This window comes from Hoeflea ulvae (genome assembly GCF_026619435.1).
GTDB lineage: Bacteria > Pseudomonadota > Alphaproteobacteria > Rhizobiales > Rhizobiaceae > Hoeflea > Hoeflea ulvae.
The window spans coordinates 2,618,017-2,639,334 of sequence record NZ_JAOVZQ010000001.1; the positions used below are offsets into that span (position 1 = coordinate 2,618,017).

The window sequence follows — 21,318 nt, forward strand, 5'->3', positions numbered from 1 at the left end:
ATGTCGAAGTCTATTTCTTGGTCACCACATAATAGACGACGCCGCCCAGTGCCGCGCCGATGACCCAGGAGAAGCCCGACAGGAAGGCCAGCGCCGGCAGCCAGACGGTGGCCACCGAAAACACCGAGGTCAGCGCGAAGGCGATCAGCGCCCGCTTGTTCCAGCCATTGTCGTAGAAATATTCGCCATTCGGATCGGTCGAGAACAGCTTCTGGATGTCGAGCTTGCCGTTCTTGATCATGTAATAGTCCACAATCATGATCCCGTAGATCGGCGCCAGCACCGCGCCCAGCGTGTTGACGAAGTTGAAAATGCCGATCTGGCTGATGACCGAGACCCACAACCCGCCGATGATCAGCGCGAAGCCCGAGGTGATCAGCCCGCCGATGCGGAAATTGATCTTGCTCGGATAGAGATTGGCAAGGTCATAGGCCGGTGGAATGAAGTTCGCCACCAGGTTGATGCCGACTGTTGCCGCAAAGAACATCAGTGCTGCGATGAAGGTCAGTGGCAGCGAATCCACCCGCGCGATGATGTCAGTCGGATTGGTCAGCGCCTCGCCCCAGATCGCCACCGTACCCGCTGTCACGATCAGTGCGATCAGCGAGAAGAAGGCGATGTTGAGCGGCAGTCCGGTGAGATTGCCCTTCTTCATCTCGCTCTGGCTTTTGACGAAGCGGGAAAAATCGCCGTAATTGATCACCACGGCGGCAAAATAGGCGATCATGGTGCCGACAATGGCAAGAAACGCCGAGAACGAGCTGCCTTGATAGGTTCCGGTGCCCTTGAAGATCGTGCCCAGTTCCGAAAACAACCCGCTGCCGGCTTTCCACCAGATCACGCCGGCGAGGATGATCATCACCGCATAGACGAAAGGACCGGCAAAGTTGAGGAACTTGGTGATCCACTCGATGCCGTTCCAGAACAGCCAGATCTGAAAACACCAGACCATCAGGAAGGCGATCCAGTCGATGCCGGTCATGCCCAGGAACACCGGTTCGCCGGAGGCGCCGAACAGCGCATTGAGCAGCAGCGCCACCGCCGTCGAGGCGAAATAGGTCTGCGCCCCGTACCAGAAGATCGCCACGATGGCGCGCAGCACGGCCGGCAGGTTGGCGCCGCGGATGCCCATCGAAGACCGCGCCATCACCGGAAACGGAATGCCGTATTTGACGCTTGGCTCGCCCATCAGATTGACCAGCCACATGACGAAGACACCGGCCAGCAGGATCGCCGCGAACACGGTCCAGCCATTCAGGCCGAAAGTCAGGAACAGCGACGCCGCCAGCGTGTAGCCGAACAGGCTCTGAACATCATTGGCCCAGACATTGAAGATCTCGAACCAGCCCCAGCTTCGGTCCTTGACCGGGATCGGCTTCAAATCCTCATTATACAGGCTTGGATCGTGGTTCTTGATTTGCAGGTCTTCATTCATCATGTATCCCCCCAATGGATGAACAGTGTGATTGGTCTCGCACCATCTGCATGGCGCCACGCTTTACAGTCGTGCATTATGCCGTGCATAATAACGTCCGTAATGGCGTGCAAAATGTCAACAGAAATTCTCTGACGGGAGACAGTGTGAAGATCGGTTACGCTCGGGTTTCAACCAAATGGTATCAAAGCGAAGTCCAGCTGGCTCAGCTTGAAGGGCAGGGCTGCGACAAGGTCTGGAACAATGACCAGGTCGGCAAGGAAGGCTCGGAGCAGGATTTCGAACGGTTCCTGGCCGAGGTCTCGGCGGGCGACACCATTGTCACCACCCGCCTGACCGCGGTTGCCGAATCTGCCGCCGATCTGCTGCGTCTGCTTGAAAGGATCCAAAGGAAAGGCGCCTTCTTCCGCTCGCTGGCCGAGCCCTGGGCCGACACCGGGGCCGAAGGCGGCGCCCGCGTCATCGAGACCATCCGCGGCCTGATCGAGTTCGAGATCGCCGTCGCCGACGTCAAGAGCCGGGTCGATCAGGACCGTCCCAAGACCTTTGGCCTCTCCGCCGGCCGTCCGCAAAAACTTTCCGACCAGCAAAAGCACAAGGCGCTGTCGCTGCTGCGGGTGGGCAAATCCGCCGCCGCGATCAGCCGTCTGCTCGGCGTCAGCCGCAGCACCATCTCGCGGCTTAAAAACGATCCTCCGCCCGAAAGCAAGTAGGCCCTCCCCGCCGCGCTCCGCTGGCTTGAACCGGCCCGGCACCTGAACCCGTTCATTTTTAATGAAAATGAAACCAATGCCCAGCAATTTGACCGCTTGTTTGGTGCAAACGGGCAGTGCAGGGGGTGTCAAAGTATGATGGAGGGTACTTCGAAGCGTCCGGAGAAGTTTGTATTTGCCACGCTTGCAACTGTTGTTGTGCTGATCGCACTGTGCCTGAGCTTTCCTCTCGAATTGCCTCTGGGCGAGAGCTTTTGGGACACCTATATCTATATTGACGGGGCCTACCGCCTGTCCGTCGGCCAGGAGATCTACACCGATTTCCACGCGCCGGTCGGGCCGCTCAACTACATCCTGTTTGACCTTCTGAGCAGCCTGTTTCCGCATGGCAATGTGGCGCTGATCATCCAGTGGTGCATGATGCTGATCACGGTCCCGATCATCGCGGTGATCTGCTGGTTTGCGCTTGAGCGCGGTGCCTTTGCTGGCTTTGCCCTGCTCATGCCCTATCTGCTGTTTTCAATCCTGCCGTTCAACATCATGTCCTGGAACGCCTTTCCCGGCGTCGACGGATTTGCCTATTACAACCGTCACAGCGCGGTGCTGCTCTATCTGCTTGTCGCAACTTTGTTTTTCGTCCGCTCGCAGCCGGCGCTGATCGGGCTGATCTCGGCGCTGTTGCTGGCCCTGGCCTTCATCAAGATAAACGGCTTCGCGGTGGCCGGACTGATCCTGGCCATGGCCGTCGTCACCCGCAGGCTCGCCATTGCCACATCGCTGATTGTGGCCGCCATCTGCCTCGGGCTGGTGGCATGCCTCGAACTGCTGACCGGCAGTGTGTCGGCCTATCTGCATTCTGTCTTCCGGCTGCTTGACAACAACGAGACGGTGCTGCTGTCCAATCTGGTCACCACCGTCAGCGCCCGCTTCGACGTCATCTTCGCCGCTGCGCTGCTGGCGGCCTATCTGTTTGCCAGCCGCTTCTGGGGCGGACGCAACCTGCTGGCCGCCTTTGACAGCGATCATCCCCGCGAGCCCGCGCCCAACCGGCTCGACCAGGACTGGCTCTGGTTGCTGGCGCTGATCATCGCCGACGTGCTGTTTGAATCGCAGAATTTCGGCGGCGCCGCCTTTGTCTCGGTCTGGCCGTTCCTGCTGGTGCTGTTTCTCGCCACCGCGCCGCAAAGGCGGGCGCAGCTCTCGCCGCTGATCGTGCTGATCGCGCTGGTGTCCTTGCCCACGGTCACCAAGATGCTGCATTCGACCGCGCGGGCCGCGGCCACCTCGATCAGGGACATGTCGATCGAGACCGAGAACCTGCCGCCAAGCATGAGCTTCAGCGCCAAGGTTCTCACGGTGGAGGCGGCAGACCGGGCGCGTCCGGTCATGGCCGGCGGTCGCGACACCTATGAGGGCTATGCCCGCTCCAACATTCTGCCGACCTACTGGCTCTATTTCGACCACCGCTTCCAGGTCACCGTGCTCAAGACCATGGACGAGGTCATCGAGGCCATCCGCCAGCGTGAAACCCGCCTCGGCCGCCATTACGAGGTGATCGACCTGCGCGATTTCGCCAATCCGATTGCCGCCGTGATGGGCCGCACCCCTGCCGGGGGCGTGTCGATCGGCGGCGATCCCTACCGTACGGTGCTGCCGCTCACCGATGCGGAAGCACAAGCCCTGTCGCAAACCGACATCGTGCTGCTGCCGACCTGTCCGGTGACTGCCGCGCGCAAGAAGCTGCTCGATGATTACCAGCGCGCCTATGCCGGTTTTTCGCGGATCACGCTCACCGACTGTTTCGAGGCGCTGGAAAACCCGCGCTACGCTGCGCAATAGCAAAGCTCCAGCCGGTGCCGGACGCGGCGCGTTGACCGGTCCGGACCGCGCCAGGATTGCGCAAACGGCACAAAGCGGCCGGCTGCGGGTGGACGGCGCAGCCCGAGTGTGGCATCAGGCCCGCTCTTCAGCGGCAGGCGCCCCCGGTGTGCCGTTTCATCTCAACTGCAAGACATGACGGAGCCGCTGCCATGGCCAATGCGCTCGGGCTGGATTTCGGCACGACCAACACCGTGCTCGCCCAACAGGACCAGGGCATGGAGACCGCGTCGGTCCGCTTCCACTCGGCTGCCGGTGAGAGCGACACCATGCGCACGGCGCTGTCCTTCATCAAGGATGCCAGGCTCGGCGCCAGCGCGCTGCAGGTCGAAGCCGGCCAGGCCGCCATCCGCGCCTTCATCGACAATCCGGGCGAGTGCCGGTTCCTGCAGTCGATCAAGACCTTTGCCGCCTCGGCGCTGTTTCAGGGCACCATGGTGCACGGCCGCCGCTTCCAGTTCGAGGACCTGATGGAGGTCTTCCTCAAGCGCCTCGAAAGCTATGCCGGCGACGGCTGGCCATCGCCGGTCCAGCGTGTCGTCACCGGCCGGCCGGTGCATTTCGCCGGTTCCCGGCCCGACGCCGATCTCGCCATGCGGCGTTACGACGAGGCACTCACCCGGCTCGGTTTCCCGGAATTGCATTATGTCTACGAGCCGGTCGCCGCGGCTTTCTATTTCGCCCAGAACCTGACCCGTGACGCCACCGTTCTGGTCGCTGACTTTGGTGGCGGCACCAGCGACTTTTCGCTGATCCGCTTCGAGACCCGGGCAGGGCGCATCAGCGCCATCCCCATCGGTCATTCCGGTGTTGGCGTGGCCGGCGACCAGTTCGACGCGCGGATGATCGATCATCTGATCGCTCCCGAGATCGGCAAGGGCAGCCAGTTCACAAGCTTCGGCAAGAAGCTCGATGTGCCCGGCAGCTATTATTCGAGTTTCTCGCGCTGGAACCAGCTCTCGATCTTCAAGACCACAAAGGAATATGCCGATCTAAAGAACCTGGTGCGCCAGGCGGTGGAGCCCGACAAGCTGGAGCTGTTCATCGACCTGATCGAGCATGACGAGGGCTACGCGCTCAACCAGGCGATTTCCGCAACCAAGATGGCCTTGTCCAGCCAGGACGAGGCGGAGTTCCGTTTCGCGCCGCTCGGAAAGGCCGGAGAGAAATCGGTCAGGCGCAGCGATTTCGAAAACTGGATCGAGGGCGATCTCGGCCGCATCACCGCAGCCCTTGACGATGTGCTGGAAAAGACCAGCACCGCGCCCGGCGCTGTCGACAAGGTCTTTCTCACCGGCGGCACCTCTTTCGTGCCGGCCGTGCGCCGCATCTTCACCGAGCGCTTCGCCGCCGACCGGATCGAGACCGGCGGCGAGCTGATCTCGATTGCCCATGGCCTGGCGCTGATCGGCGAGCGCGACGACATCGAGCAGTGGACCGTGCCTGTTTCGGGGTGACGGGCAGGGCCAACGATTGGTGGTGATATTCCTGTCCCGCCCCGGAAATGTCGGAGATCCGTCGAGGCTCGCCATGCTCCGGGCCAGAGCCGGCGCCGCGCATCGCTGCAAGGGCCGGACCGGGAATGCCGGTAAGCGATATGGGGCAGAACCCCATATCGCGTTGGTACCCGAAGCCTATTTCAGCAGCGCCAGCAGTGCCTTGGCGGCTTCTTCCGATGAGGCCGGGTTCTGGCCGGTCACAAGCTTGCCGTCGATCAGCACGAACGAGGCCCAGTCGTCACCCTTCTCGTAATGCCCGCCATTCTGCTTGAGCATGTCTTCCACCAGGAACGGAACCACTTCGGTCAGGCCGACAGCCTCTTCCTCGGTATTGGTGAAGCCGGTCACCCGCTTGCCCGACACCAGCGGCTTGCCGTCCACACCCATGGTCGATTGAAACACCGCCGGCGCATGGCACACAGCGCCGACAGGCCTGTCCGAGCCCGCGAAAGCCTCGATCAGCCGCTTGCTGTCGGCATCCGTGGCCAGGTCCCAGAGCGGGCCGTGACCGCCGGGATAGAAGATCGCGTCAAAGCCATCGGCGACCACTTCGGACAGCTTCCTGGTCTGCGCCAGCGCCTGCTGCGCATCCGGGTCGCCCTTGAACCGCCTGGTGGCGTCGGTCTGGGCGTCGTCCGTGTCGCTCTTCGGATCGATCGGCGGCTGGCCGCCCTTGGGTGACGCCAGAACGACATCGGCGCCGGCGTCCTTGAGCACGTAATAGGGTGCTGCGAATTCCTCGAGCCAAAAACCGGTTTTCTCGCCGGTGTCGCCAAGCTGGTCGTGGGAAGTAAGTACCATCAGGATTTTCATCGATAGGGGTCCAGTGTATGTTTGAGGGGAAAGACAGGCGGTCCGCGATCACGCGAACCCTTCGCCATGTCCCGGTGCAACGCGACTGCGCCACCCCGGTTCCATGCGGGAAGCCTGTATCTGGTCCCGCACCGGCTTTTTCCAAGGCCCTGGCAGATCAACTGTTTCGTGATCGGTGAGGTCGGCCCGGTATGACAGACATGCCGGCAGGATTCCGGCTTTTTGGGGCCTGCGCACTTGCAAATCCCGGCGTCTGCCTGTAAGCGACGCCTATTCCACACGTGGGGCATGGGTTGATCCGGGAGAAATCCGGATTGGTCCGCCGGTGGCGCTTAGCGCTCACGCCCTGCGGAGGTTCAACCGGAAACAGGAGTACTAGGCATGGCATTGCCGGAATTTTCCATGCGCCAGCTGCTTGAAGCAGGCGTCCACTTCGGCCACCAGACTCACCGCTGGAACCCGAAGATGAAGCCGTACATTTTTGGTGCGCGCAACAACCTTCACATTCTCGATCTCGGCCAGACCGTTCCGATGCTCAACGTGGCATTGAAGCTGGTTTCCGACACCGTGTCCAAGGGCGGCCGCGTGCTGTTCGTCGGCACCAAGCGTCAGGCCTCCGAAATCGTTGCCGATGCTGCCGCCCGTTCGGCGCAGTATTATGTCAACGCCCGTTGGCTCGGCGGCATGCTGACCAACTGGAAGACGATTTCGCATTCGATCCAGCGCCTGCGCAAGCTCGACGAGATCCTTGCTTCCGAAGCCACCGGCTTCACCAAGAAGGAACGCCTCAACCTCGAGCGCGAGCGTGAAAAGCTCAACCGCGCACTTGGCGGTATCCGTGACATGGGCGGCACCCCCGACCTGATGTTCGTCGTCGACACCAACAAGGAAGGCATTGCCATCCAGGAAGCCAAGCGTCTTGGCATTCCGGTCGTTGCGATCATCGATTCCAACTGCGATCCCGACGTTGTCGATTACCCGATCCCGGGCAATGATGACGCCAGCCGCGCCATCTCGCTCTATTGCGATCTGATCAGCCGCGCCTGCATCGACGGCATCGCCCGTCAGCAGGGCTCGTCCGGTGTCGATCTCGGCGCCATGGAAGCTCCTGTCGAGCCTGCGCTCGAAGCAGCTCCTGAAGTTGCCGAAGCTGCACCGGCTGAAGCCGCGGCCGTTGAAGCTGCGCCTGCGGAAGAAGCCGCAAAGGCTTAAATTCCGGGTTTCGGACAAAACCGGCCCGGCCAAGCCATCGTGCTTTGCCGGGCTGTCACATTTCAATGGCATGGTTGATATGCCGCCAGGCGATTTCCGGGTCTGAACTGCCCTCAAGGCCGGACCGGACGCCCAAAGAATAAAGAGGCTGTTATGAGCATTACCGCTGCAATGGTGAAAGAGCTGCGCGACAAGACCGGCGCCGGCATGATGGACTGCAAGAAGGCGCTGGCCGAAAACGGCGGCGACATGGAAGCTGCAGTTGACTGGCTGCGTGCCAAGGGCATCGCCAAGGCCGACAAGAAGTCGGGCCGTACCGCTGCCGAAGGCCTGGTTGCCGTGGCGTCCGAAGGCAAGTCCGCCGTCGTCGTCGAAGTCAATTCCGAGACCGATTTCGTCGCCCGCAATGACGGCTTCCAGGATCTGGCCCGCTCGATCGCATCCGTCGCCCTGACCACAGATGGGTCCGACGCTGCCGTCAGCGCCGCCACCGTGCCGTCGACCGGCAAGACCGTCACCGACACCGTCAAGGACGCCATCGCCCATATCGGCGAGAACATGAGCTTCCGCCGTTCGGCCAAGCTGTCCGTCGATGATGGCGTGGTTGCGACCTATGTGCACAACGCGGTTGCCGACGGCCTCGGCAAGCTCGGCGTGATCGTTGCGGTCAAGTCGACCGGCAATGCCGAAGCCCTGCAGGCCATCGGCCGCCAGGTCGCCATGCACATCGCCGCCACCAACCCGCTGGCACTGACCTCCGACGACGTCGATCCGGTCATCGCCGACCGCGAGCGCAACGTGTTCATCGAGCAGGCCCGCGAATCGGGCAAGCCGGAAGCCATCATCGAGAAGATGGTCGAAGGCCGCATGCGCAAGTTCTACGAGGAAGTCGCGCTTCTTTCGCAGGCTTTCGTGATGAACCCCGACCTGACCGTCGGCGCAGCCGTCAAGGCTGTCGAAGCCGAAGCCGGTGCGCCGGTTGAAATCGCCGGTTTCGTCCGCTTCCAGCTCGGTGAAGGCATCGAGAAGGATGAGAGCGACTTCGCCGCTGAAGTGGCAGCCGCTGTAAAGGGCTGACATTGAGCGCTTGCGAGCGCTTTGTCGAAAAAACCGCAGGGGCATCGCGTGACAACGCGGTGCCCTTCGTGTATCCGGGCCTGACACAGAAATCCGGACCATTCCATGACATCCAAGCCCCTCTTTAAGCGCGTTCTTCTCAAAGCCTCGGGCGAAGCCCTGATGGGCAGCCAGGGTTTCGGCATCGACGTGGCCGTGGTTGACCGTATCGCCGCCGATATCGCTGCGGTTCGCGCCATGGATGTCGAAGTCGGTGTCGTGGTGGGCGGCGGAAACATCTTCCGCGGCGTTGCCGTGGCCTCCAAGGGCGGCGACCGGGTGACCGGCGACCACATGGGCATGCTGGCCACCGTCATCAACGCGCTGGCGCTGGCCACCTCGCTGCGCAAGCTCGGCGTGGACACCGAAGTGCTCTCGGCCGTGTCGATGCCCGATATCTGCCAGAGCTTTTCCCAGCGCGCCGCGCTCAACCATCTCAAGCGGGGCAGGGTGGTGATCTTTGCCGGCGGCACCGGCAACCCGTTCTTCACCACCGATTCCGCCGCCGCCCTGCGCGCCGCCGAAATGGGTGCCGAAGCCATTCTCAAGGGCACCCAGGTCGACGGCATCTATTCCGCCGATCCCAAGAAGGTTCCCGACGCCACCCGCTATGACACGCTCACCCATGACGAGGTGCTCAACAAGGGGCTTGCCGTCATGGATGTTGCAGCCGTAGCCTTGGCGCGCGAGAATTCTATTCCGATCATCGTTTTCTCCATCCATGAGGAGGGCGAATTTGCCAAGATCATGGTTGGAGAAGGCCGCGCGACCATTGTTCGCGATCACTGAGGCGCGGGCGACCCGCCACGTAAGAGAAGCAGGGATTCCTGCAAGGAGGACTTGGGATGAGTGAAGGTGCTGACTTGAAAGAACTCAAACGTCGCATGGAAGGCGCTATCACCGCTTTCAAGAGCGATCTTGCCTCCTTGAGGACCGGACGCGCAACGCCCAACGTGCTCGACCCGGTGATGGTCGAGGCCTATGGCTCCCGCGTGCCGCTCAACCAGGTGGCCAATGTCACCGTGCCGGAGCCGCGCATGCTTGGCGTCTCGGTCTGGGACAAGCAGATGGTCGGCGCCGTCGACCGCGGCATTCGCGAAGCCAATCTGGGTCTCAACCCTATTGTCGACGGCCAGAATCTGCGCATTCCGCTGCCCGAGCTCAACGAGGAGCGCCGCAAGCAGCTCGTCAAGGTCTCGCACACCTATGCCGAAAATGCCCGCATCGCCGTCCGCAATGTCCGTCGCGACGGCATGGACGCGCTCAAGAAGGCGGAAAAGGACGGCGATATCAGCCAGGATGACAGCCGCCGCGAGTCTGACCAGGTCCAGAAGATGACCGACGAGAAGATCGGCGAGATCGATCACTTGCTCGTCGAAAAGGAAAAGGAAATCATGCAGGTTTAGGCGCGACTCACGCTACTAGTCGGGAAATGGCCAAAACAATGCGATCCACAGCCCCCCTCAATGCGCCTCGCCATGTCGCCATCATCATGGACGGCAATGGCCGCTGGGCCAATGCGCGCGGCATGCCGCGCACAGCCGGCCATCGCGCCGGTGTCGAGCGGGTGCGCGAGGCGGTGCGGACTGCTGCCGAGGCCGGGATCCAGTACCTGACCCTGTTTGCCTTTTCCTCCGAGAACTGGAACCGGCCGAAGGAAGAGGTCTCCGACCTGATGGGCATCCTGCGGTTCTTCATCCGCAGGGACCTGGCCGAACTGCACAGCGAGAATGTCCGCGTCAAGGTTCTCGGCTGCCGCCAGAACATCGAGCCCGATATCAGCGCCCTGCTGATGGAGGCCGAGGACCGGACCCGTGACAACACCGGCGTGACCTTGATGATCGCCTTCAATTACGGCGCCCGCGACGAACTCGTGCGCGCCACCCGTTCGATTGTCGCAGCCGTGACGGCCGGGCATCTCGACGCCGCCGCGATCGACGAGGCCACCTTGTCGGCCCATGTCGACACCGCCGGAATCCCCGATCCCGACCTGGTGATCCGCACCAGCGGCGAGCAGCGGCTGTCCAATTTCCTGCTGTGGCAGGCGGCCTATTCGGAATTCGTCTTCATGCCCTGCCTGTGGCCGGATTTCGACCGGGCCGCCTTTCATGATGCGCTGGCCGAATTCAGCCGCAGGGATCGCCGTTTCGGCGCGGTGCCGACGCCCAATCTGGCGGTGGGATCCTGATGTCGCGCGAGCTGCGGCTGCGGATCGTCTCGGGCATCGTCCTTGGTATCATCGTGCTGGCGGCAACCTGGGTCGGCGGCATCTGGTTCACCGGTCTTGCCGTGCTGATCATGGTGCTGATGCATTACGAGTTTTCCACAATGTCCGGCGCGCCGGCAAAGGCGCCGCTGGCCAATGCGATCGGCTGGCTAGCCGTTCTCGCCACCGCGCTCTTCGTGCTCACTTCCCTGCCGGTGATGGCGCTGGCCGCCATCTTCATCGGCGCGGCCGGTGCCGGCTTTGCCGGTTACAAGCGCGGTGCCGGGCCCTGGTCGGCAATCGCGGTGCTCTATGCCGGCTTTTCCGGGCTGGCACTGGCGGAAATCCGCGGCGAGGGCCTGTTCGGCCTGTTTGCCATGCTGTTTGTCTTCGCTATCGTCTGGTCCACCGATATTCTCGCCTATTTCTGCGGACGGGCGCTGGGCGGGCCGAAGCTGGCGCCGCGCATATCACCCGGCAAGACCTGGTCCGGCGCGATTTTCGGCGCCGCCGCAGGCGTGGGGGCGGGTGTCGGCGTGGCGCTTGCCATCCGTCACGGCGGCGGCTGGATGATCCCCATGGTGGCTCTGGTTCTCGCCGTTGCCTCCGAGATCGGCGACCTGTTCGAATCCTGGATCAAGCGCCGTTTCGGCGCCAAGGATTCCAGCCATCTCATTCCCGGCCATGGCGGCGTCATGGATCGGGTCGATGGTCTTGTCTTTGCCGCATTTGCGGCCTTCTTGTTGGGCAATCTGCTGCCGCTGTCCGACCATGCCGGCGTGGCAGACGAGCTTGCCGCAAGGTTGCTCGGGTTATAGCGGCACAGCCCGGCGGCCGGTGCCGCTTCGAACGAAGCTGACGCGGCTGCGCCTGCGTCATGAAAGGACGTCACTCCATGGAATTTTTGACAACCTCGGTTGGAAACGTTCTCAGCGCATTGCCACCGTTTCTGCTGGTGTTGACCATTGTCGTCTTCTTTCATGAACTGGGTCACTACCTGGTCGGCCGCTGGTGCGGCATCAAGGCCCAGGTCTTTTCCGTCGGCTTCGGGCCGGAGCTGATCGGCCGCAACGACCGCCACGGCACCCGCTGGAAGCTGTCGCTGATTCCGCTCGGCGGCTATGTCAAGTTTCTGGGCGACGAGAATGCCGCCAGCATGCCCTCGGGCGCCGAGGCGCAGGCCTCGGCCCAGGCGCTGCCGGAAGGCTCGTTTCCCGGAGCCTCGCTGTGGCGCCGTGCCGCCACCGTCGCCGCCGGGCCGATCGCCAATTTCATCCTCGCCATTGCCATCTTCGCAGTGATGTTTGGCACCAATGGCCGCATGATCGCCGATCCCGTCGTTGCCCAGTGTTCAGCCCGCAAGCGCTGCCGAGGCAGCCGGCGTCCTGCCCGGTGACCGCTTCGTCGCCATCGACGGCGAGCCGATCGAGATTTTTGACGATGTCCAGCGCTATGTCAGCGTCCGCCCGGAAGTGCCGATCACCATCACCATGGATCGCCAGGGTGACATGGTCGACCTGACCCTGACCCCGGCGCGGGTCGAGATCTCCGATCCCTTCGGCAACAAGATGGAAGTCGGCCGCATCGGCGTGGTCACCAACAATGATGCCGGTAATTTCCGTCTGCGCGAATACGGGCCGCTCGAGGCCGTAGGCGAGGGCGTGGCGCAGAGCTGGTACATCGTCACCCGCACCGTCGATTATATCGGCAACATCATCACCGGCCGGGAAAAGGCCGATCAGCTCGGCGGACCGATCCGGGTCGCGAAATATTCCAAGGACATGTCGACGCTCGGCCTGGCCGCGCTGATTCAGCTCGCCGCCGTTTTGTCGGTGTCGATCGGCCTGCTCAACCTGATGCCGATCCCGATGCTCGACGGCGGTCACCTGGTGTTTTACGCGATCGAGGCCGTGCGTGGCCGGCCTCCGGGAGAGGTGGCTCAGGAATGGGCCTACCGGGTCGGGTTGACTCTGGTGCTGGCCCTCATGCTATTTGCCACCTGGAACGATGTGACCATGCTGATCGGTTGATATCTCCGCCGCGGACGTGCTAACCGTCTGTTAACCCTGAATTTGCTCAGACGTGGCGAAATCGCCACTGTTGCGAAGGAAGTAAACAGAATTTAACTCCGTACCTTGCTTGTGTTGTAAAAGCGGGTAAAACGGGCACAAGTCATGACTCACGATGCGTGCTTCCGTCTGGGGCATTCGAGTAAAAAAAGGTAACAAGATCAATGAAGGCCGGTTCAAACCTTTTGAACGCAGTGTCGGCGGTAGCGCTGACCGCGGGGATCGTCGTGACAGGAGCGGGCGTTGCGACGCTTGCCGGAGTTACAATCGCAGAGGCGGCTGTCGTCAGCCGGGTTGATGTGCGGGGCAATTCCCGTGTTGATGCGTCCACCGTTCGCGGCAATCTGACCATCTCTCCAGGTTCCAGTTTCGACAACAATGACATCGACGAGTCGGTGAAGCGCCTGTTCGCCACCGGATTGTTTTCCGATGTGCAGATCAGCGTCTCCGGTTCGACCCTCATTGTCACCGTTTCCGAAAACCAGATCATCAATCAGGTCGTGTTCAACGGCAACAAGAAGATCAAGGACACCGCGCTTTCGCAGGTCGTCCAGAGCCGCCAGCTTGGCGCCTACAATGATCTTTTGCTGCAGGCCGACATTCAGGCGATCAAGGATGCCTATTCGGCAATCGGCCGCAGCGATGCCGTGGTGACCACCCGTCTGGTCCCGGTCGATGGCGGACGCGTCAACATCGCGTTTGAAATCAACGAAGGTGACCGCACCAAGATTTCGGCGATCAATTTTGTCGGCAACCAGGCCTTTGGCGATGGTCGTCTGGCCGATGTCATCACCACCAAGCGTTCGGGCATGCTGTCGTTCCTCACCCGCAAGGACGTCTATGACGAGGACAAGCTGCGCGCCGACGAAGAGCTGCTGCGCCGCTTCTACTACAACCGCGGCTATGCCGATTTCCGCGTGATCTCGTCCTTTGCCGAGCTGGATGAAGCCAACAACGAATATGTCGTCTCCATCACCGTGGAAGAGGGCGAGCGCTACGTGTTCGGCGATGTCAGCATCGAAAGCACCGTGCCTGGCATCGATTCCGACGCGCTCAAGGGCCTGCTCGAAACCCGCACCGGTGCGGTTTACAGCGCCAAGGATGTCGAAGACACGATCATGGCGATCTCCGACCGTGTCGCCACCCAGGGCTATCCCTTCGCCCAGATCACTCCGCGCGGCGACCGCGATTTCAACAATCGCACGATCTCCGTGGTCTATCTGGTTGATGAAGGCACACGCGCCTATGTCGAGCGGATCGAAATCCGCGGCAATACCCGCACCCGCGACTATGTCATCCGCCGCGAGTTCGACCTGTCCGAAGGCGATGCCTTCAACCAGGTTCTGGTTCGCCGCGCCAAGAAGCGTCTCGAAGATCTCAAGTTCTTCTCCTCGGTCGATATCTCCACCCAGCCGGGCTCGCAGCCTGACCGCGTGGTTCTGATTGTCGACGTCAAGGATCAGGCCACCGGCGAATTCGGTGTTGGCGGCGGTTATTCCAACTCCGACGGCTTCACTGCGACGGTCGACATCACCGAGCGCAACTTCCTCGGTCGTGGCCAGTATATCCGCGCCTCCGTCGGTGGCGGCACCGACACGCGCGAATACAGCATGTCCTTTACCGAGCCCTATTTCCTCGGCTATCGTCTGGCTGCCGGTTTCGACGTCTTCAAGAAGACCGATTCCAGCTACACCGGCTTTGACGATGATACCCAGGGCATCAATCTGCGCATCGGCGCGCCGATCACGGAAAACCTGTATTTCCAGACCGCGTTCAAGTTCACGCAGACCGAGTACAGCGATCTTGCCACCATTGCGTCCAACCCGGAATCGAACGCGATTTCGCGCACGATTGCCAATGGCGGTCATGACGTTGCCTCGCTGTCCTACACGCTGGCCTACAGCACGCTGGATGACCGGACCCTGCCACGCGAAGGCATTTCCGCACGTGTGACGCAGGAATTTGCCGGTCTCGGCTTTGACGCCGACTACATCAAGACCACCGCCAAGGCGAGCTACTTCCACATGCTGTCCGAATCGGCAGACATGGTCGGCCAGTTCACCGCCGGCGCCGGCAATGTGGTCTCGACCAGCGGCAATCTGCGCGTCTTCGATCACCTGTTCCTCGGACAGGAAACCATCCGTGGTTTCGACACCCGTGGCATCGGCCCGCGCGTGTTTGACGGCTCCAGCTATGTCGGCGCGGCCGGCGGCACCACCTATTTCAACGGCAGCGTTGAAGTATCGGCCCCGATGCCGATGCTCTCCCGCGACCTCGGCCTGCGTTTCAACGTCTTTGCCGATGCGGCGACGCTGTATGGCAACGACATCGCCGCGAGCGATTTCGTCTCCGGCAGCTCGGTCCAGACCCTCGTCGGAAACGACATGGAATGGCGCGCTTCGGTCGGTGCGGGCATCACCTGGGCTTCGCCTTTCGGTCCTCTGCGGGTCTATTACGCCGAGCCGGTCGTCAAGCAGGACTATGACGACGTCAAGAAATTCGGCTTTGGCGCCTCGACGCGCTTCTGATTTGACACGGGTGGCGGTTTCGCCACCCGGTCTCTCTTTCTGGTTTCCTTATGGACACAATTCGTTTTTTTCCTCCGCATGAAGGCATGTCGCTTTCAGACCTCTCGGGTCTTTGCGGAGCCGAATTGGTCAATCCCGATTTCGGCGACCGCCAGGTCACCGGCATCGCCCCGCTGTCGCGCGCCGGCGCGGGCGAAGTGGCCTTTGCGAGTTCCCGCGTCGCCCTTCCTGATCTGAAGAAATCCCGCGCCGCAGCCGTGTTTGTCACCTCCAGGCTGGCGGCCGATGTTCCCGATGGCGTCGCCGCGCTGATTGCCGCTGCACCGCAACTGGCCTTTGCCCTGGCCGGCGCGGCACTGGTGCCCGCTTCGGTGCAGCCATTGCGGCTGACCGGTGCCGCCGGGATCAGCGAAAGCGCCTCGGTCGATCCCTCCGCCAGGCTCGAAGACGGTGTCACCGTCGAAGCCGGTGCGGTGATCGGCGCCGGCGCCGAGATCGGTGCAGGCTCGGTCATTTCCGCCTCCGCCGCCATCGGTCCTGGCACCCGCATCGGCCGCAATTGTCATGTCGGCCATGGCGTCACCATCCAGCATGCGCTGATCGGCAACAATGTGATCATTCATCCCGGCGCGCGCATCGGACAGGATGGTTTCGGCTATGCGCCGGGACCGCGCGGCCTGGTCAAGATCCCGCAGATCGGCCGTGTGATCATCCAGGATCACGTCGAAATCGGCGCCAACACGACCATCGATCGCGGCGCGCTTGACGATACCGAGATCGGCGAAGGCACGAAAATCGACAATCTGGTCCAGATCGCGCACAATGTTCGGATCGGACGGCACAGTGTCATCGTCTCCCAGGTCGGAATCGCCGGCAGCGCCACCATCGGCAACGGCGTGATGATCGGCGGCGCATCCGCCATCAACGGACATATCAGTATCGGTGATGGCGCACAGATTGCGGCCTTCAGCGGCGTGGCGGGCGATGTGCCTGCCGGTGTCCGCTGGGGCGGCGTACCGGCCCGCCCGATGCTCGGCTTCCTGCGCGACGCCGCGGCTGCCAATGAGCGGGCCTTCGGCAAGGCCGGCAAGACAGACAAAGACAAACGCGGAGGCGGGCAATGATGGACACCGTAGCAACGACACTGGAAACCGCGGGCATTCGCGAAATCATGCGCCTGCTGCCGCATCGTTATCCGTTTCTGCTGGTCGACCAGATCATCAATATCGATGCCGACAATTCGGCCATCGGCATCAAGAATGTCACCGCCAACGAGCCGCATTTCACCGGACATTTTCCCGAAAATCCGATCATGCCCGGCGTGCTCATTGTCGAAGGCATGGCCCAGACGGCCGGCGCGATCTGCGCCAAGGCGGTGGGCGGCAACGACAAGATCGTCTATTTCATGACCATCGACAACGCCAAGTTCCGCAAGCCGGTCATTCCCGGCGACCGGCTTGAATATCATGTGACCAAGATCAAGCAGCGCGGCAATATCTGGCGCTTCCATTGCGAGGCAATGGTTGACGGCTCCAAGGTTGCCGAAGCTGACATCGGAGCGATGCTCGCTTCGGCAGAAAGCGAGTCCGAATGACAGTCACCGCGCATGCCGCCCAGCAGCCGGCCCGCATCCATCCTGCCGCCATCGTCGAGGAAGGCGCCGTCATCGGCGCCAATGTCGAGATCGGTCCGTTCTGCCATGTCGGCCCCAAGGTCAGGCTCGCCGACAATGTGCGGCTGATGAGCCATGTTGTCGTTGATGGCAATACCAGCATTGGCGAAGGAACCGTCGTGTTCCCCAATGCCGTGCTCGGTTGTGCCCCGCAGAACATCAACTACAAGGGCGAAGACACCCAGCTGATCATCGGCCGGTGCTGCACGATCCGCGAAGGCGTGACCATGCATCCGGGCATGGCCAGCTTTGGCGGCAAGACCACGGTCGGCAACAATTCGATGTTTCTGGCCTATTCCCATGTCGCCCATGACTGCCATGTTGGCGACAATGTCATCCTGTCGAACAATGTCATGCTTGCCGGTCACGTCAGCATCGGCGACCGGGTGATCATGGGTGGCGGTGCGGCGGTGCACCAGTTCACCCGCATCGGCCATCATGCCTTCATCGGCGGGCTTGCGGCTGTCAGCAATGACGTCATTCCCTATGGCATGCTCAACGGCAATCCCGGCGTGCTGATGGGGCTCAACATCATCGGCATGCAGCGCTCCGGCTTCGACCGGCCGGCCATTCACGCCGTCCGCCGCGCGTTCAAGACGATATTCAATCCCTCGACGCCGATCCGCGAGAACATTGCCCGGGTGCGCGATCAGACCGACAACAACGCAGCCATTCTCGACATCATCGCCTTCATCGATGCCGAAAGCGAGCGTGCGCTGTCCTCCCCGGCGCGGGGCCAGCGAGGCTGACGCCGGTGACCGCTGCACAGGCCGCGCCAGACATCACCGGCCGGCTGGCGATCCTGGCCGGCAAGGGCCGGTTTCCGGTCCAGGTCGCCCTGGCGGCGCGGCAATCGGGGCATGATCCCTATATTTTCGGCATCAAGGGCGAGTCCGACCAGGACTGGTCGGGCTTTGACCATTTCCAGATCAGCATTGCCGATCTCTCCGGCTTCTCCAGGCTTGTGCGGCGCGAGGCGATCGGGTCGATCGTGCTCGCCGGCGGCATTGGCCGTCGTCCCAGCCTGTCGGATGTGCGGCCCACCTGGCGCTCGCTGCTGGCCTCGCCGTCATCGCTGCGTCTGCTGTCCTCGGGCGGCGACGACAAGCTGCTGCGCTTTGCCATCAAGGTTCTGGAAAATGAAGGCGTCCGGGTCATCGGCGCCCAGCAGGTGGCCCCGGGGCTGCTCGGCCAGGCGGGGCCCTCGGGCAAGGTGCGGCCCGACAAGTCCGACCTGAAGAACATTGCCGCCGCATCCGAAGCCGCTTTGGCGCTTGGCCGGCTCGATGTCGGGCAGGGCGCTGTCGCCGTCGGCGGCCGTGTGGTGGCGCTGGAGGGGCTTGAGGGCACCGATGCCATGCTGGCGCGGGTTGCAGGCCTGCGCGCCGACAAACGGCTCTCCGGCGGGCGCGGTGGCGTCCTGGTCAAGCTGTGCAAGCCCGGTCAGGATGAACGCGCCGACCTGCCGTCCATCGGCCCGGCCACCGTGACCGGCGCCCATGCCGCCGGACTTGCAGGCATCGCCGTGGAAGCCGGCCGCTCGCTGGTGCTCGAACGCGACATGGTGATTGCCGAAGCCGACCGCCTGGGCCTGTTCGTCACCGGCATCGAGCCACGCGAAGAGGGACAGGCTGATGTCAGCGCTCAAGCTCGCCGTGGTGGCCGGCGAACCCTCCGGCGACATTCTCGGCGCCGACCTGGTCAGGGCGCTTGCCGGCGAGACCGGCGAGCAGCCGCAGCTGGTCGGCGTCGGCGGCGACAAGCTGATTGCCGAAGGCCTCGATTCCCTGTTTGATTACAGCGAATTGTCGATCATCGGTTTTTCCGCGGTGATTGCAAAACTGCCGAAGCTGATCATGCGGATCCGCCAGACTGCCGATGCGATCATTGCTGCGCGTCCCGATTGCCTGGTGATCATCGACAGCCCGGATTTCTCCCACCGGGTGGCGCGCAGGGTCCGCCAGGCGCTGCCCGGTCTCAAGATCATAAATTATGTCTGCCCCACCGTCTGGGCCTGGAAGCCCGAAAGGGCGCCAGCCATGACCGCCTATATCGATCACGTGCTGTCGATCTTCCCCTTCGAGCCGGAAATCGTGGCCCGGCTTGGTGGCCCGCCGCTGACCTATGTCGGCCACCGGCTGATGGATGATCCGGGCCTGGTTGCCGCCCATGCGGCGCAGACGGCCCGGCGGCGGCGCGGTCGCGTCGGCGAGCCGCCCATGTGCCTGATTCTGCCGGGCTCGCGCCGCGGCGAGGTCAGCCGCCTCGCACCGGTCTTTGGCGAGGCCGCAAGGCTGCTGGCCGCGATCAATCCCGAGATGAGCTTCGTGCTTCCGGCCGGCGCCCATGTCGAGCGTGCGGTGCGTGACGAGGTTCTGGGCTGGGATGTCCCCTGCAGGATCGTCACCGGCGACGACGCCAAGTGGCAGGCCTTCGGCCAGGCCGATGTGGCCATCGCCGCTTCCGGCACGGTGCTGCTCGAACTGGCGCTGGCCGGCGTGCCGCACATGTCGTGCTACAAGCTCGATCCGATCGCCAAGCTGCTGTTTGCCAAGATCACCACATGGACCGCAGCGCTGCCCAACCTGATCGCCGATCACGTGGTCATCACCGAGCAGTATGACGGCCAGGTGCGCCCCGCGCGTCTGGCCCGTCTTGCCGATCAGCTGGCCCGCGACACGCTCTATCGTGCTGCGACGCTGGAAGATTTCGATCTGGTCTGGTCGCGCATGCAGACCGGCCACCCGGCCTCCGAAACCGCCGCCAGAACCGTGCTCTCCGTCATCGGCCGCTGACCCCGCCGGCATCCTGCGCTCTCATGCTTGCACAGATCGTTCAGCGACGACTGATGGCCTGTCTGTGCCATGTTCCGTCCATGCCCGCCAGTCCCGGAATTTCAGCGCTGAAAATTGACAGGTTCGGCGCGAGGTGCAAGTATTAATGCTTAAAAAATGGTTTTATGCTTGCCTAAGCGGGAGGTTTGGCATGAGAAATCGCAGTATTTACACGAGAAATATTGGGGTTTATTTGGGCGTTTTCCTGGTTGTCACGACGGCCCTGGCGCTACTCGTCCAGCCTGCGGCCGCGCAAAAAGTCAATCTGGCCTATCTCGAGGATGCGCCTTATCCGATCGGCAGTGTCACCAAGGAGCAGATCGAGGCTCTGGCAGACTCCGATTTCACACATGTCATCTTTGCCTTCGTCAATTTCTGCACACCAGACAGCAAAAGCGCGCGCGGGTTTGAGTGCCCTGGCGATGATGCCGTTCCGGTCTGGAACATCAAGGCTGTCTATGATGCCAATGGCGATCCGTTCAGGGAGGCCCAGGCGGCGATGGAGCTGCTTTCCGCTGCGGGCAAGACCGTCTTTTTGTCTCTTGGCGGCTGGGACAATCCCGAGACCTGGGACTATTTTGCCTCAAGCCCCGCTGCAGCGGCTTCCGGCGCCGATCGCCTTTTGAAATTCATGGATGACTACAGCATCGGCGGTGTCGACTATGACATGGAAGCCGGCAGCACCTTGCCGGACACCGATGGTTTTGGCGCGGTGGTCGCGGCTCTGACGGCCAAGGACAAGACAATCCCCATGTCGATCGCGCCCTACAGCAGTGACAGCACCGCCGCGGACTTCACATCGGTGCAATGGCAATATTGCCAGATGGCAAGGGCCGGCAAGACCCCGGTGCTGATCAACCGGCAATATTACTCCGGCGGGTTTTCCACTGACATCGTGGGGCAGATGGCTGCCGACATGCAGGCATTCCCCTGTCCGGGCGCGGCGTCTGGTGCCGCAGATCTGTCAATTCCGGTTGAGCAGATGAATCCCGGTCTTGGCATCGGGCTCACCCAGTTGCCCCCCAACCAGCAGCCCGCATCGCCATATAATTGCGAAAATGACGACCAGGCGGGTGAGGTTTTCGCGCAATGCGCCGGCATCGCCAGAGAGATTGTCACGGCCTATCCGGATGTCGCCGGGCTGTCGCTATGGGACTATAACGGTCTTCTGCAGTCATGCGAGGCATCTTATCCTGCGGCCTATCCCTGTGAAATCGGCAATGCACTCAACGGCACCAGCAACAGCTGCAAGTGATGCCGCAAGGCCGTTTTTGAGAGCCACGACACGGCAGACACAAAAAAAGCGCCCGAAGGCGCCTTTTTCAGTTTGATACCCGCAGGCT

The 21,318-nt window shown here is 62.3% G+C and carries 17 protein-coding genes and 2 pseudogenes; 17 read left to right on the plus strand and 2 right to left on the minus strand.

Annotated elements, in window-relative coordinates; genetic code table 11:
- Positions 1-10: 10 nt before the first annotated feature.
- Positions 11-1,438, minus strand: coding sequence for an NCS1 family nucleobase:cation symporter-1 (locus OEG82_RS12455; protein WP_267612748.1), 1,428 nt, complete (start codon positions 1,436-1,438; stop codon positions 11-13).
- A gap of 143 nt (positions 1,439-1,581) precedes the next feature.
- Between OEG82_RS12455 and OEG82_RS12460 the strand changes: the two genes are divergently transcribed.
- From OEG82_RS12460 to OEG82_RS12470, 3 genes are all read left to right on the plus strand, one after another.
- Positions 1,582-2,148 (plus strand): recombinase family protein, encoded by a 567-nt coding sequence (locus tag OEG82_RS12460; protein ID WP_267612749.1) that lies wholly within the window; start codon positions 1,582-1,584, stop codon positions 2,146-2,148.
- Between the two features lie 135 nt (positions 2,149-2,283).
- Positions 2,284-3,987: a hypothetical protein gene (locus OEG82_RS12465; protein WP_267612750.1), complete on the plus strand. Its 1,704-nt coding sequence runs from the start codon at positions 2,284-2,286 to the stop codon at positions 3,985-3,987.
- 191 nt (positions 3,988-4,178) lie between these two features.
- Positions 4,179-5,483, plus strand: a complete 1,305-nt coding sequence (locus OEG82_RS12470) for an Hsp70 family protein (protein WP_267612751.1) — start codon at positions 4,179-4,181, stop codon at positions 5,481-5,483.
- A gap of 177 nt (positions 5,484-5,660) precedes the next feature.
- On the opposite strand, the gene OEG82_RS12475 is transcribed toward OEG82_RS12470, so the two are convergent.
- Positions 5,661-6,338 carry a type 1 glutamine amidotransferase domain-containing protein gene (locus OEG82_RS12475; protein ID WP_267612752.1) on the minus strand — a complete coding sequence of 226 codons (678 nt, stop codon included), beginning with the start codon at positions 6,336-6,338 and terminating at the stop codon, positions 5,661-5,663.
- 381 nt (positions 6,339-6,719) lie between these two features.
- On the opposite strand from OEG82_RS12475, the gene rpsB reads away from it, so the two are divergent.
- The 14 genes and pseudogenes from rpsB to OEG82_RS12545 all read left to right on the plus strand — a co-directional run bounded on the left by rpsB (position 6,720) and on the right by OEG82_RS12545 (position 21,230).
- On the plus strand, positions 6,720-7,550 hold the full coding sequence (gene rpsB / locus OEG82_RS12480; protein WP_267612753.1) for a 30S ribosomal protein S2: 831 nt from the start codon (positions 6,720-6,722) through the stop codon (positions 7,548-7,550).
- Positions 7,551-7,703: 153 nt separating this feature from the next.
- On the plus strand, positions 7,704-8,627 hold the full coding sequence (gene tsf, locus OEG82_RS12485) for a translation elongation factor Ts (RefSeq protein WP_267612754.1): 924 nt from the start codon (positions 7,704-7,706) through the stop codon (positions 8,625-8,627).
- A gap of 105 nt (positions 8,628-8,732) precedes the next feature.
- A complete protein-coding gene (gene pyrH, locus OEG82_RS12490) occupies positions 8,733-9,455 on the plus strand; it encodes a UMP kinase (RefSeq protein ID WP_267612755.1) in 723 nt (240 codons plus the stop codon).
- A 56-nt stretch (positions 9,456-9,511) separates the two neighbouring features.
- Positions 9,512-10,072: a ribosome recycling factor gene (gene frr, locus OEG82_RS12495; RefSeq protein WP_267612756.1), complete on the plus strand. Its 561-nt coding sequence runs from the start codon at positions 9,512-9,514 to the stop codon at positions 10,070-10,072.
- 26 nt (positions 10,073-10,098) lie between these two features.
- Positions 10,099-10,854 (plus strand): isoprenyl transferase, encoded by a 756-nt coding sequence (locus OEG82_RS12500; RefSeq protein WP_267612757.1) that lies wholly within the window; start codon positions 10,099-10,101, stop codon positions 10,852-10,854.
- Entirely contained in the window at positions 10,854-11,690 is an 837-nt protein-coding gene (locus OEG82_RS12505; RefSeq protein ID WP_267612758.1) for a phosphatidate cytidylyltransferase, read from the plus strand. Before OEG82_RS12500 ends, OEG82_RS12505 begins: the two co-directional genes overlap by 1 nt.
- Before the next feature lie 77 nt (positions 11,691-11,767).
- Positions 11,768-12,902 (plus strand): annotated as a pseudogene (gene rseP / locus OEG82_RS12510) (RIP metalloprotease RseP).
- A gap of 203 nt (positions 12,903-13,105) precedes the next feature.
- The gene (gene bamA, locus OEG82_RS12515; protein WP_267612759.1) at positions 13,106-15,469 is read left to right on the plus strand and encodes an outer membrane protein assembly factor BamA; all 2,364 of its coding nucleotides are present in this window, start codon (positions 13,106-13,108) and stop codon (positions 15,467-15,469) included.
- Positions 15,470-15,519: 50 nt separating this feature from the next.
- The gene (gene lpxD, locus OEG82_RS12520; RefSeq protein ID WP_267612760.1) at positions 15,520-16,593 is read left to right on the plus strand and encodes a UDP-3-O-(3-hydroxymyristoyl)glucosamine N-acyltransferase; all 1,074 of its coding nucleotides are present in this window, start codon (positions 15,520-15,522) and stop codon (positions 16,591-16,593) included.
- Positions 16,593-17,063: a 3-hydroxyacyl-ACP dehydratase FabZ gene (gene fabZ, locus OEG82_RS12525; RefSeq protein ID WP_267614941.1), complete on the plus strand. Its 471-nt coding sequence runs from the start codon at positions 16,593-16,595 to the stop codon at positions 17,061-17,063. The genes lpxD and fabZ overlap by 1 nt, the downstream gene beginning before the upstream one ends.
- Complete coding sequence (gene lpxA / locus OEG82_RS12530; protein WP_267612761.1) at positions 17,060-17,890, plus strand: acyl-ACP--UDP-N-acetylglucosamine O-acyltransferase; 831 nt, start codon at positions 17,060-17,062, stop codon at positions 17,888-17,890. Before fabZ ends, lpxA begins: the two co-directional genes overlap by 4 nt.
- Positions 17,891-17,895: 5 nt before the next feature.
- A pseudogene (locus OEG82_RS12535) lies at positions 17,896-18,777 on the plus strand (LpxI family protein); the annotation flags it as partial.
- The gene (lpxB, locus tag OEG82_RS12540; RefSeq protein ID WP_267612762.1) at positions 18,776-19,936 is read left to right on the plus strand and encodes a lipid-A-disaccharide synthase; all 1,161 of its coding nucleotides are present in this window, start codon (positions 18,776-18,778) and stop codon (positions 19,934-19,936) included. The pseudogene OEG82_RS12535 and the gene lpxB, both read left to right, overlap by 2 nt.
- Positions 19,937-20,168: 232 nt before the next feature.
- Positions 20,169-21,230: a glycoside hydrolase family 18 protein gene (locus OEG82_RS12545; RefSeq protein WP_267612763.1), complete on the plus strand. Its 1,062-nt coding sequence runs from the start codon at positions 20,169-20,171 to the stop codon at positions 21,228-21,230.
- The last annotated feature ends 88 nt before the right edge of the window (positions 21,231-21,318 follow it).